General features: G+C 61.0%; 7 protein-coding genes. 1 reads left to right on the forward strand and 6 read right to left on the reverse strand.

Annotated elements, in window-relative coordinates; genetic code table 11:
* Positions 1-4: 4 nt before the first annotated feature.
* Together SKTS_RS13240 and SKTS_RS13245 are read right to left on the reverse strand one after the other, a co-directional pair.
* Positions 5-3,358, reverse strand: a complete 3,354-nt coding sequence (locus tag SKTS_RS13240; RefSeq protein ID WP_173065862.1) for an EAL domain-containing protein — start codon at positions 3,356-3,358, stop codon at positions 5-7.
* Between the two features lie 35 nt (positions 3,359-3,393).
* Positions 3,394-3,792, reverse strand: a complete 399-nt coding sequence (locus SKTS_RS13245; RefSeq protein WP_173065865.1) for a surface-adhesin E family protein — start codon at positions 3,790-3,792, stop codon at positions 3,394-3,396.
* A gap of 148 nt (positions 3,793-3,940) precedes the next feature.
* On the opposite strand from SKTS_RS13245, the gene SKTS_RS19000 reads away from it, so the two are divergent.
* Positions 3,941-4,825: an SCO family protein gene (locus tag SKTS_RS19000; RefSeq protein WP_244617339.1), complete on the forward strand. Its 885-nt coding sequence runs from the start codon at positions 3,941-3,943 to the stop codon at positions 4,823-4,825.
* 73 nt (positions 4,826-4,898) lie between these two features.
* Here the strand turns inward: SKTS_RS19000 and SKTS_RS13255 are convergent, their stop codons facing one another.
* The 4 genes from SKTS_RS13255 to SKTS_RS13270 are packed head-to-tail and all read right to left on the reverse strand — an operon-like array spanning position 4,899 to position 12,881.
* Positions 4,899-7,508 carry an EAL domain-containing protein gene (locus tag SKTS_RS13255; RefSeq protein ID WP_173065868.1) on the reverse strand — a complete coding sequence of 870 codons (2,610 nt, stop codon included), beginning with the start codon at positions 7,506-7,508 and terminating at the stop codon, positions 4,899-4,901.
* The gene (locus SKTS_RS13260) at positions 7,505-10,912 is read right to left on the reverse strand and encodes a PAS domain S-box protein (RefSeq protein WP_173065871.1); all 3,408 of its coding nucleotides are present in this window, start codon (positions 10,910-10,912) and stop codon (positions 7,505-7,507) included. Before SKTS_RS13260 ends, SKTS_RS13255 begins: the two co-directional genes overlap by 4 nt.
* Positions 10,909-11,361 carry a response regulator gene (locus tag SKTS_RS13265; RefSeq protein ID WP_173065874.1) on the reverse strand — a complete coding sequence of 151 codons (453 nt, stop codon included), beginning with the start codon at positions 11,359-11,361 and terminating at the stop codon, positions 10,909-10,911. The genes SKTS_RS13260 and SKTS_RS13265 overlap by 4 nt, the downstream gene beginning before the upstream one ends.
* The gene (locus tag SKTS_RS13270; RefSeq protein WP_173065876.1) at positions 11,358-12,881 is read right to left on the reverse strand and encodes a sensor histidine kinase; all 1,524 of its coding nucleotides are present in this window, start codon (positions 12,879-12,881) and stop codon (positions 11,358-11,360) included. Before SKTS_RS13270 ends, SKTS_RS13265 begins: the two co-directional genes overlap by 4 nt.
* Positions 12,882-13,216 lie beyond the last annotated feature (335 nt).

Consider the following 13,216-nt stretch of genomic DNA (forward strand, 5'->3'; position numbering starts at 1 on the left):
CGTTTCAGCGCGAAGAAAGGGGCACTAGCCATTTCAAGAAATCCTCGGCCGGCACCGGCCGGCTCTTGAGATAGCCCTGGTAGTAATCGCAACCCTGGGACACGAGGAAAGCCAGCTGTTCTTCCGTCTCCACCCCTTCGGCCAGAACCTTGAAGCGCAGCGTATGCCCCATGGCGACGATGGTGGCGGCAATTTCCATGTCGTCGCGCAGGTGGGGAATATCGTCGACGAAGCTCTTGTCGATTTTCAGCACATCGAGCGGGAAGCGCTTGAGATAGGCCAGGGAGGAATAGCCGGTACCGAAATCGTCGAGCGCGAGGCGCACGCCTAGGGCACGAATACGCTGCAGGATTTCGACCGCTTCGCCCTCACGCTCCATCAGGGCGGACTCTGTCAATTCGAGTTCCAGCCACTCCGCCGGATAACCCGTTTCAGCGAGGATTTTCGCCGTCATTGCGGCGATATCGCCGTGGCGTATCTGGTAAGGCGAGACGTTGACCGCCAGGGTCACTGGCGCCATGCCGGCGTCCAGCCAGGCCTTGCCCTGGCGGCAGGTTTCCCTGAGCACCCAGGTCCCGATGGCGTCGATCAGGCCGGTTTCTTCTGCCACAGGTATGAAACGGACGGGCGGTATCAGCCCCTCCTCCGGGTGCTGCCAGCGCACCAATGCCTCAGCCCCGGTAATGCGGCCGCTCTTGATCTCGACCTGGGGCTGGTAATGGACGCGCAACTCGTTTTGCGCGATGGCGCGGCGCAAACGCGCCTCCAGCGCAATGCGCTCGCGTGCGCCGCGCGTGAGTTCCTCGCTGAAATACTTGAAACGGCCGCGGCCCTCGGCTTTGGCGCGATAGAGGGCGGCATCGGCCTGCTGCAGGAGTTCCTGCTCCGTCCCGCCGTGGTCGGGATAGAGCGCGATGCCGATGCTGGTGCCGACCCTGACTTCGATTCCGTTGGACAGCACGAAAGGCTCGTTCATGGCAGCGATGAGTTCGTCCGAGACCCTCGCCGCATCTTGTGGATGGCCTAGATCTTCCAGCAGCACGGTGAATTCGTCGCCGCCCAGCCGGCTGATGGTGTCCGCATTTCGCAGCCGCGCCGTCAGGCGTGCTGCCGCCTGTTGCAGCAACTCGTCGCCCACGGCGTGGCCGAAGCTGTCGTTGACATCCTTGAAGCGGTCGAAATCGAGCAACAGCAAGCCGAGCCGTTTCCGCTCCCGGCTCGCATGGTCGAGGGCGTACTCGAGACGGGCGGTGAGCATCATCCGGTTGGGCAGACCGGTAAGCGGGTCGTGCCGTGCAAGGTAATCGAGCCGCGCCTCCGATTCCTTGAGGTGGGAAATGTCCGTAAACACCGCCACATAGTGCGTCAACTGGCCGCTGTCATCCTTGACGGCACTGATGGACAGTAACTCCGGGTATACCTCGCCATCCTTGCGCCGGTTCCAGATTTCGCCCTGCCAACGACCGATTTCGTGAATACTTGCCCACATGGCGGTATAGAAAGCACGGTCGTGACGCTCGGATCTGAGAATTTTGGGCGTCAGGCCCAGAACCTCTTCCGCAGCATATCCGGTCAGCGCGGTGAAAGCCCGGTTCACCATCAGGATATTTTCTTGCGCATCGGTCACCACCACGCCCTCGCTGCTGCTTTCGAACACGCTGGCGGACAGGCGCAACTGTTCACGGGCCTTTTCCTGGGCCGCATCGATTTCAGCTACTTCCAGCGCATAGCTGATGTCTTTGGCCAGCTCTTCGAGCAGCGCCACTTCGGATCGGTCGAAAAAACCGATTTCATGGCTGTACAGGGTGAACGCTGCATGCTTCTGCCCCTTCACGTCAATCGGTATGCTGGCAGCCGAGCCAAGCTGGTGGGCCAGTATCTTGTCCAGCCATGGCGCCATGAACTGGGTTTCGGGAAGATTGTGGATGACTGACGTCCGTTTCTCGCGCAAGGTCGAACTGACGGCGGATTCGCCTTCATAACCGGCCAGCTGGGTGATGAGTTCCTGCAGGGAATCCATCGAAACGCCGGAACAGGCAAGAGGGGAAATATGCCCGTCGTCGTCCATCATGGCAACCCAGGCGATGACGAAACCGCCGTCTTTGACCGCGATGTCGCAGGCCGCCTGGTAAAGCAGTTCCGGCTCCGGACGGTGTACGATCAATTCGTTGATGGAAGAAAGCACTCGATAGAGGCGATTGAGCTTGCTGGCCTCGGCTTCGGCCTGACGGCGCAACGTGACATCCCGGTTGCCGGCGCGAGTTCCACGGTACGCTCCGCTTCGGTCGAATACCGGCCTGCAAGAGTGGTTGATCCAGCGAATTTCGCCATCTTTCCTGACGATGCGGAACTCGGCCTCCCCTGCGGCATGTTGATGGTAGTGGATTTTATAGTGCGACTGGTATAGCCCCCGGTCGTCCGGGTGCACGATGGCTTCCAGCAGGCCCGGGTCGGCAGTGAACTCCGCCACATCGTAACCGGTTCTTTCCTTGCAGGAGGGCGACATATAAACAATTTCGCCCGCGGTTCCGACCCAGTATTCCCAGTCGGTGGTGTAATCCGCTACGAGGTGGTATTTCTGTTCGTTTTCGCGCAGGTCGCACAGGGTTTTCAGGCGCAGGAGGTTCTGCGCGCGATCGCGCCGATGCCAGAAGCCAATGCCCAGCAAACCGATTAGCCAGATAACGCCATGGGAAACATCCAGGCTGATTATGCGCTCGGACTCGTTCGCGGTGAAAGGCGCCATCGGGACGTCTGCGCCGATACCGCCGCGAATTTCGCCCAGGCGGTAACCATTTTGTTCATGACACTTAAGGCATTCGTCGACCACGACAAAAGGCCGCAGCACCCTGACATAGGATTTGCCGTCGATTTCCTGCAGTTCCACCCGCTCCTTGCGCGCTGTCTCGAAGCCGCGCAATGCCTTGGCCTCCCACGCATCAGGGGCATTGTTCGGGTTGACCGGCTTCAAGCTCGTAATACGTGAACGTGCCCCATATTCGCCGGGGAAATCCTGCTGCATCTGGCGCAGCATATAGGCCGGATTCATCAGGGTAAGTTTGATGCCCGTGGTCGTAACGACTTCCTGTCCAGGCAGACGGAGATAGGGATTGGGTGGGGTATGCCCGGTGACGGGCACATATACGCCGCCGTGCGATGCGCCCCACTTGCGGAAGGAGATGTCCTTGTTGATGGCCGACTGAGCGGCGGCAGTCGCCGTTGCCAGCGCGGCATTCTCCACCTGTTTCAGGTTCCACGACAGCGACGCGCCGACCAGAAGGCTCCAGACAATGGCGATCACGCCGAGCTTCCACCACCATACCGTCGCGATGTTCTTACCGGCTTGAACTGCTTCCATGGGTAGTCCTGTTTTGTACCGCGAAATCAGGTACGCTACTTGCCGCCATTACAAACGAAGTTCAGCATGAGTTCGTCGATGCTTCCCTTGGTTATGGGCGCATCCTGCGGCGACTGTATCTGCAGCTTGCTGATCAGAACCATTTTTTCGTCGTAAGCCGCGGTGGCGAGCTGAGCCAGAATCCGGGAATCACAATTGGCGCGGTATTGAATCTGGAGATATTTTGCTTCGTGCCGCTTTACCTTGTATTCATTCAGGTCAGCGAAAGTATGGCGCGCGGTAAACATCACTGTGGGGCCGATTCTCGCAATGCTTGCCTTATCGACCTCGCGCACCGTATGCTCATCTATCTTGAGCGGAGACCATTCCGCCGCCAGCGCCTGACCGCCGGCCAGCAGCGCCAACAACACCGTCACACAAGTCCACTTGCACATCGAATACTCCTTGGGAACCATTCTGGAATTAAACTTTCCTTACTTTAAATCAATGCCATCAGGCGGAAATTGATTTATAACAACCAAATGCATAATAGCAATGAGACACGTCGACAGGGCGTGTTTCTTAAATTAGAGGAAGGTGGCAATGATTGTAAAACGTGGATTCCTGGCGCTGTATCTGCTCTCCCTGGCCGTTGCACTGCGCGCTGCCGAGGTTCCCGCCGATGCCGGATTGGCGGAAGTTCGTAGCCTCGGACTCCTTAACGGCGAGGCGCTGGCCTGTTCCTACCCGGAAGCCGTCTCCCACATCAAATTGATCATTATCCAGCGCGCGCCAATATCGCGCCGCTACGGCGATGCTTTCGAACTGGCCACCAAAGAGGCTTACCTTGGAAAAATCAGGGAAGGTCAGGAATCCTGCCCGAAGGTGGCTGCGCTAACCAGTCAGGCGGATGAACTTGCGACACGCCTGCAGGCTGCCGTTTCGCCGAAAGCACCGAAGCAGCAAGACGATGAAGGACAGTCCGACGTCGGAATCATTCCGCGGTACCTGCTCATGGACACAAAAGGACAGGCCATTACGCAACAGAATTTCCCGGGAAAATTCCAGCTCATCGCCTTTGGCTACACTTTCTGCCCGGACATCTGTCCGACCACTCTGGCGGAAATGACGATCATCATGGGCAAACTGGGCAACCTCGCCGACCGGCTGCAACCGATTTTCGTCTCGGTTGATCCTGAACGTGATACACCTGAAAAATTGGCCCAGTACACCACCTTCTTCGACCCGCGCATCGTTGCCCTTACCGGCTCTCCGGAACTGGTACGCCATGCCGCAAACAACTTCAAGGTGCGCTATGAGAAGCACTTTGAACCGGGCGCCGCACCGGACAAATATTCAGTCGACCACTCCGCGGGCATGTACCTGCTGGGGCCGGATGGACGTTACCTCGGCAAGTTTGCCTACCGCACGCCGCCCACGGAAGCCGCCGAGCGGATCCGAGTGTTGATGGATAAGGAGTCCAAATAACCGTCTCCTTGCACTGAATCGCAATGGCCAAACTTGCGCTGCAAACACAACTCTGAGTAAATGAGCCTTCTCGCTAGGGCGCGTTAACCCGATGCACACGCCGAGTTTCATAATACTGGAATGCCTCACGCAAGTTTTCCCGCAACGCCGTGTCGTCCCAGGGTTTTTCCAGGAATTTGTAAATCTCGCCGCGATTCACCACGTCGGTCACCGATTTCAGATCGGTGTAGCCGGAAAGGATGATTCGCACCGTGTCGGGATACATGACCCGCACCTTGGCGAGGAATTCCGCGCCGGTCACGTGCGGCATGCGCTGGTCGGACATCACCACCGCCACCTGGTGTGTGGCAAGCAGCTCCATTCCCTCAGCGGCGCTGGTCGCGGTAAGTATCTGGTAACCCTCGCGCCGCAGCACCCGTTTCAAGGCGGAAAGAATCGAAGGCTCGTCGTCCACCAGCAACAGGGTCTGTACCGGCAATTCCGCAGCGGCGGGAAATACCAGCTTGCGTCTTTCGCGCAGCAATTGTTCGAACTCGGCGCCGGGCAGCGGCTTGCTGAAATAAAACCCCTGCATCTCGTCGCAGCCACGGGTGCGCAGAAAATTCAGTTGCGCTTCGGTTTCCACCCCCTCGGCGACCGCCGACAGCCCCAAACCATGCGCCAGCGCAATGACCGTTACGGCGATGGCTGCACTGTCTGGATTCTGCACGATGTCGCGGACGAAAGACTGGTCGATTTTCAGCCGGTCAAGGGCGAAACGCTTGAGGTAGCTTAAGGAAGAATAGCCGGTGCCGAAGTCGTCGATGGACAAGGTGACCCCCAGACCCTTCAGTGCTTCCGTTACCCCGATGAAAGCATCGGCATTGCCCATTGCCGCGCTCTCGGTCAGTTCCAGTTCCAGGTAACTGGGGTCGAGGCCGGTTTCGCGCAGCACCTGTGCGGTCAGTGCCACGATATCCTGCCCCTCGAATTGCCGCGCCGACAGATTGACCGCCACCGCCACCGCAGGCAGCCCCGCCGCTTGCCACGCCAGGTTCTGCGCACAGGCAGTGCGCAGCACCCATTCGCCGATCGGGACGATCAGGCCGGTTTCCTCGGCCAGCGGAATGAATTCCATCGGCGAAACCAGCCCGCGCAGCGGATGCTGCCAGCGCAGCAACGCCTCCATGCCGATGATCTCGCCGTTACGCAAACTCATTTGCGGCTGGTAGTAGAGCAGCAACTCGTTGCGTTCCACGGCGCGACGCAACTCGCTTTCCATGTTGAGCCGTTCCAGCGAGTGGGCGTTCATCTCGGCAGAGTAGAAAAGGAAGTTGTTGCCGCCGCTAGCCTTGGTGCGATACATCGCCGCACTGGCGTTTTTCAACAGTGCTTCACCGTTCTCGCCGTCCTGAGGAAACATGGCGATACCGATGCTGGCGGACAGGAACAAGTCCCGTTCCTCGACCAGGAACGCCTGGTCCAGCACCTTCAGAATTCTCTGTGCGATCGAAACGGCTTCTCCGTTGTCCCCGGTTTCTGCCAGCAGGACGAACTCGTCCCCGCCCATGTGCGCGAGGGTATGAATTGTCTCGTTGACGACAGCCAGTCGACCCGATACCTCCAGCAGCAGCTGGTCGCCGACACCGCGCCCCAGGCCGTCGTTAATTTCCTTGAAGCGGTCGAGCTTGAGCACCATCACTGCCAGGTTTTTTTCGTTCTGGCGGCAGCGCGTCACCGCCTGGGCAAGGCGGTCAGTCAGCAGATTGGGGTTGGGCAGACCGGTCAGATCGTCGAAATTTGCCTGGCGTTCCAGTTGTGCCTCATAGCGTTTGCGCTCGCGGATGTCCCGAAAGCTCGCCACCGCGCCGACAACCACGCCCCCCTCCATGACAGGCACGCTGGAATACAGCACCGGTAACGGGGAGCCGTCCTTGTGCCACAGCGTTTCCTCTATTTCCCGAACCGCGATGCCGCCGACCAGGGCGAGGTGGATCGGGCAATCATCGCGCGGATAAGGGCTGCCGTCCGACTTGCTGTGATGCAAGGTATCATGAGAATCCTTCCCCATCAGCTCATCCCGCGTATAGCCCAGGAGCGAGGCTGCGGCGGGATTGACGAAGTAGATGCGGCCAGCAGGATCTGCGCCATAAATGCCCTCTCCTACCGATGCCAGGATCAGCTCATTCTGGCTGTTCAGCCGCGCCCGTTCCCGGTTTCCCGCCTCCTGGATCGACAGGTTCTCGGCCACGCGCCGCGTCACTTCGGCCTCCAGATAGGTATTCTGGTCGCGCAGCCAGTCGCGCGCGCGCTTGAGCTCCAGTTGGGCTTGTACCCGCGCCAGAATGATGAGCGGGCGGTAGGGCTTTGCAATGTAATCCACCGCGCCAAGTTCGAGACCGCGTTGTTCGTCTTCGATCGAGTCCATCCCGGTGACGAAGAGGACCGGGATATCGCGGGTGACGGGATTGTCACGCAGACGGACGAGTACATCGTAGCCGTCCATCTCCGGCATCGACACGTCGAGCAGGATCAGATCCGGTTTCTGGGCGTTGGCGATCTGCAATGCACGCGCCCCGGAAGGGGCGGCAAATACATCGTAATGCGGCTGAAGCAAGCTGCCGAGCGCATCCAGGTTGCCTGGGTCGTCATCCACCACCAGAATTCTTGCCCGTGCCGTCTCGACAGGCTTGTCCGTGTTCATTTTTCCACCATCCTGGAAACCTCGGTTGACCGCTCCAGTGCTTGCTTCAGTATTTCCAAAGCCTCGGGGTAAAGGAAATGCTCGATGCGCTGCTCCAATTCTGCGCCCAGGGAGCCGAGCGCGGCCCTGAGCAGCGCGGCGTGGATTTCGATGCGCTGGTTGGCCTGCATGTTGGCAGCCGCCAGCAGAGGTTCCAGCTCGACCAGAACCTGCCGCACCACCGTCCAGTCCACTTCGCCAGCAAAGGGGGCCGCCGTTTCCTCCGGCAGGACCGCGCGGATCGCTGCGGCGAGCTGCTGAAACTCCCTTTCGACTGCGCCGGCCAGCTGTTCGATTGCTGCCGCGTCGCTGCCATCCCTGATCGCCGCCTCCAGTTCGGCGGCCAGGCGCTGCACGACGCTCGCACCCAGACTGCCCGAACTGCCTTTCAGGGTATGCGCCAGCCGCCTTGTCTCGTCCCGCTCTCCTTGGGACAAGTGCCGCCGCAGTTTGTTCATGTCGTCAGCATGATCGGCCGCGTAGCGGCGCAGCAGGCGCTGGTAGGTGGCCACGTGGCCATCCAGCGCACTGAGGCCCCGCGCGGTTTCGAGACCGGGGATCGCCCCGAGTTCGGCGGGAAGCGCCCCCTCTTCGCTGCGGACGACAGGCGGAACCATCGCCCTGGCCGGCAGCCAGCGCGCCAACGTGCCGAACAGCTGCTCGGGATCGACCGGCTTGGCGATGAAGTCGTTCATGCCCGCGGCCCGACAGAGTTCGCGATCCTCGTCGAAGGCGTTGGCGGTCATCGCCAGAATGGGCAACATCGCACAACCGGGCAGCGCGCGGATGGCGCGCGTCGCCTCCAGACCGTCCATGCCCGGCATCTGCATATCCATCAGGACCAGGTCGTAGCCGCCACCACGCACCTTCTCCAGCGCCTCGAACCCATCGCTGGCGACCTCCACCTTCAGTCCGACCCCGGTCAGCAGTTCCACCGCGACTTCCTGGTTGATCCGGTTGTCCTCGGCCAGCAGGATGCGGACGCCGGCCGGCATGGCTTGCAGGCCCAACTCGGCAACCGCGGGCGACTCGGCTAATTCTTCCAGGCCGAGTTGGCTTTTGCCGAGACGGGCGGTAAACCAGAACGTGCTGCCCTGGCCGAGGACGCTCTCTGCGCCGGCTTCGCCGCCCATGAGGCGCGCCAGACGCCGGGTGATGGTGAGCCCGAGGCCGGTACCGCCATAGCGGCGCGAGGTGGTGACATCGACCTGCTCGAAGGCTGCGAACAAGCCCGCGATCTTGTCCGGCGCAATGCCGATGCCGGTGTCCGTCACTTCGAAGCGCACCAGCAGGTCGGTTGCCGATTCTTCCGCCTTGGAGAGGCGTACGGTGATCTTGCCGTGTTCGGTGAACTTGACGGCGTTGGAAAGGTAATTGAGCAGGGCTTGCGCCAGCCGGGTGGAGTCGCCCACCAGCACCGGCGGCAGACCGCCGCGCTCGACGCTGAGTCCCAGGCGTTTTTCGCGCGCCTTGGGTCCGATCATGGAGACGACGTTGTCCAGCATGCGGTCGAAGGCGAAGTCGGCACTATTGAGGCCCAGCTTGCCCGCCTCGATCTTGGAAAAATCGAGGATATCGTTGATGACCGAGAGCAGGTGGCGGGAGGCGTCGACGATCTTCGCCAGCTTCTCCTTCTGCGCCGGATCGGAACTGCCGCGCAGCAGCAGGTGAGTGAGCCCGACGATGGCATTCAGGGGTGTGCGGATTTCGTGGCTCATGTTGGCGACGAAGGCGCTCTTGGCCGCGTTTGCCGCCTCGGCCGCGGCCTTGGCTTGCGCCAGTTGGCGCGTGCGGGTCTCGACCAGTCTTTCCAGGTGGTGGCGATGTTGATCCAGTTCCTCGGCAGCGCGCTTTTTCTCGGTCAGGTCACGGCCGATGGCCAGGTAGCGACCATCCGGCAGGCGTCCAGTGGTGAGTTCGACATTGACGATGCCACCATCCATGCGCTTGAGCGACCACTCTCCCCGCATGATTTTCTCGGTTTGCAAAAGAGCCAGATGCGATGTCAGTTTGGCCCGCTCCTCGTCCGACACCAGATCGGAGATATACAAGCCTTGCAGCTCTTCCAAGGAGTGGGCCGTAAGCTTGCAGGCCGAAGGATTGGCGAATACATAGCGGCCTTCGCTATCGGTGATCCAGATGGCGTCCCCAGCTTCTTCCAGCACGAGGCGCAGCTGCTCCTCGGACTTCTTGAGCTCGGTAATGTCCTGCCCCGCACCAAGGATGCCGACGATATGGCCCGCGTCGTCGAAGAGCGCGGCGTTGTGCCAGCCGATCAGGCGCTGGCGGCCGTCTCGGCATGCGACCGTGTTATCGTGATATTCCACTGATGACAGATCGCCGGCCATGACCCGTTTGAAGACAGAAAAGGCATCGTCGGCCTCTGCCGCGCTGGGCATGCTGGTTTCGAACCAGTTGCGCCCGAGCAACTCGCTTTCCTGATACCCGAGCAATTCGCAGCCGGCGCGGTTGATCATGGTGATCCGCCCCTCCGCATCCAGGGCCAGCATGAAGGACGGCACGGTATCGAGATACTTCTGCTTGCGGTCACGTTCCCGTTCGACCGTCGCTTCCGCTGCCTTGCGGTCGCTGATGTCGCGCATCGTCGCCTGCAGCGATAGCTGTCCGCCCGCCTCCATGCGCGTCAGCAGGATGTCGGCGGCAAAGACTTCGCCGTTCAAGCGCCGGTGCTCCCATTCAAAAAAATGGGAACCTTCGCGCACCGCGGTCGCGATCATCTCCAGTGCCTTCTCGGCCGAAGGACGTCCGTCCGGCTGACGTTCCGGCGAAACGTCCCATGGGGCGAATGCGGCGAAATCGTCCTTGCTGGCAAATCCGAACAATTTCAGCGTGGCGGGGTTCGCATCGGTGAAGTGCCACGACGGCGGAATCAGCACCATCAAGGCATCGCGCGAGCTCTCATACAAGCACCGGTATTTTTCTTCGCTCTCGCGCAGCGAGCACCGTGCTCGCGCCTCGTCAAGGGCGCGTGTCAGGGCCGGTCCGAGCTGTTGCAAATGATGTTTGTAGACGTAGTCGGTCGCCCCCTGGCGCAACGCATCGAGGGCGGTGGACTCCAGAATGGTGCCGGAAACGAAAATGAAGGGCACGTCGGGGCAGCGTTCGTAAGCGATTTCGAGCGCTCTGCGACCGGAAAAGTGGGGCAGGGTCCAGTCTGACAGGATGGCATCGGGCAGTCTCTCGTCGAGGGCGGCGCGAAAGGCGGGCTCGTCGTCCATCCGCCGCACCGCCGCCACTAGCCCGGCCTCCCGCAAGGCGTCGGCCTCCAGTTCCACATCGACGAGCGAGTCCTCGACCACGATCAGGTCGAGTGGATCTGCTCGCCCGGCGTGCTGCCCGGTCATTTTATTTCGCCCGGCAACTTGTTGAGTAGCATCCAGTAGAGTCCCAGTTCCCCCACCGCCCTCATGAATGCCTCAGATTCGACCGGCTTCACCAGGAAGCTGTTGGCACCCAGGTCGTAGGCGCGCACGATGTCGACCTCCTCGCGGGACGAGGTCAGCACCACCACCGGCAGCCGCCGCGTGCGCTCGTCGGCACGCACGGCGCGCAGCACCTCGATACCGTCCACGCGCGGCAGGCGCAAATCGAGCAGGATCAGCCTCAGGCGGTGGGTTTCCGCAGCCGAGTCGGTGCCGCGGCCAAACAGGACATCGAGCGCCTCGGCGCCGTCCTTGACCCATTGCACCTTGTTGACCAGGCCGCCCTCCCGCAGCGCGTCCATGGTGAGTTCGGCATCGGCCGGGTTGTCTTCCACCAGCAGAATCTGCAGTTCCTGTTCATTTGCGGTCATGATGCGTGTCCTCCTGAAAGATGGTCGTCCGGCATGGGCGATGGCAAAGCGAAGCGGAACGTGGCGCCCGCGTCCGGTTTGCCCTCGCCCCAGATGCGGCCGTTGTGGCGGTGCAGGATGCGCTGGGCGATGGCCAGGCCGACGCCGGTTCCCTCGAACTCGTCCTGGCGGTGCAGGCGCTGGAACACGCCGAACAGCTTGTCGGCATATTGCATGTCGAAGCCGGCGCCATCGTCCTTGACCCAGTAGATGACTTCCCCGCCTTCAGTCTGTCCGCCGACCTCGATGTGCGCGACCTGGCGCAGGCGCGAGAACTTGACGGCATTGGCGAGCAGGTTCACCCACACCTGCCGCAGCATGGCGGCGTCGCCCGAGGCGCGCGGCAACGGCGAGAAGGCGAACTCGATGGCGCGCTGCGGCTCGGCCGCGCGCAATTCGTCAGCCACGCTTCTGACCATCGCGTCCATGTCGAGCGGCTGCGAGGCCATCTCGCGGCGCCCCATGCGCGAGAAGGCGAGCAGGTCGTCGATCAGTTTTCCCATGCTCTGGGCATTGTCGCGCACCACCTGGAGCAGGCGCCGGCCTTCGTCGTCGAGCTTGTCGCCATAGCCCATTATCACCTTGCGCGAGAAGCCGTCGACGGCACGGAGCGGCGCGCGCAGGTCGTGGGACACCGAGTAGGCGAAGGCCTCCAGTTCCTTGTTGGCGGCCTCGAACTCGGCGGTGCGCCGCTGTACCCGCTCCTCGAGTTCGGCGTTGAGCTGGTGAATTTCCCTCTCGGCTTGCCGGCGCCGGGTCATTTCATCCTTCAGCTTGTCGGTGAATGCATTGAAGGAATTCGCGAGCGCACCCAGCTCGTCCGCGGTGGCAAGCTGTATCTGGTGTTCGAGGTCGCCCGCGGCAACCCGGCGCACCCCGTCTTCGAGTTGGTCGATGCCCAGCATCAGCCGCCGCCCCATCAGCGTCAGCAACGTCATGCTCAAACCGGCAAGCGCGGCAAGCGCCACCGTGATGATGGCGATAGCCCGTCGCTGGAATTTCATCACCTGCTGGCGCTGGATGTCGGCGAACTGCCGTGTCTTCGCGCGTATCTCCTGGGTCTTCGTTTGCAATGCCGCAACAATCTGTTCGCGCTCTGCCGTCTTGCTTTCCAGTAGCCGATTGAAGATGCTGCCCAGTTCCTGGTGGCCGTGCAGCAACGCCTCGACCAGCGCGTGTTCCTCGGGTTCGTCGGATTTCAATCGTGCCAGCACTTCGCCCATGGATTGATGGTTGATGCGAAACTGGCTTTCGACCGGTATGCCGCCAAACAGCAGATACTCCTGGGTCAGGATGTTCAGCTCGAAATTCAGGCGTAGCGCCTTCTCGGCCATTTCGGCATCGTGGCGCGCCTGGTCGACCTTGAGCGTGGCAACCCACATGACGCTAGCGATCGCTAGCGCAAAGACTGCAGGAAGCAGCGCTACCAGCCGGAGTTGGGTCTTGATGAGCATGGGGGTGGGTGTTCTTCCTTTTTTCATCAGGCATTCTCTTTCGCCTTACGTGCCAAACGGTTGTAGGCGTCTTTGCGCAGACGCCCCACGATGCCCGAAATATTTATCTCTTTCAGCTCTTCCATTTCAAGACTCCTTGTTACCGATCATGAAAAAGATATCAGCAAGTAACGACTGGCGCTGTGCGCTAACGCACATAAAAATGTCGGTGGAATTTTGTGGGTTATCGAACGGAAAGAAACCGTTACTGTGCGCATGCTTGGAGCGGCGCTTCAGCGCTTCGCTGTTCGCGCCAGACCCGGCTCGATCGCCGGAGGGCGCGGGCCGACATTAGAGGTCATTATTCAAGTCGATCCGTCCCT

This window comes from Sulfurimicrobium lacus (assembly GCF_011764585.1).
Taxonomy (GTDB): domain Bacteria; phylum Pseudomonadota; class Gammaproteobacteria; order Burkholderiales; family Sulfuricellaceae; genus Sulfurimicrobium; species Sulfurimicrobium lacus.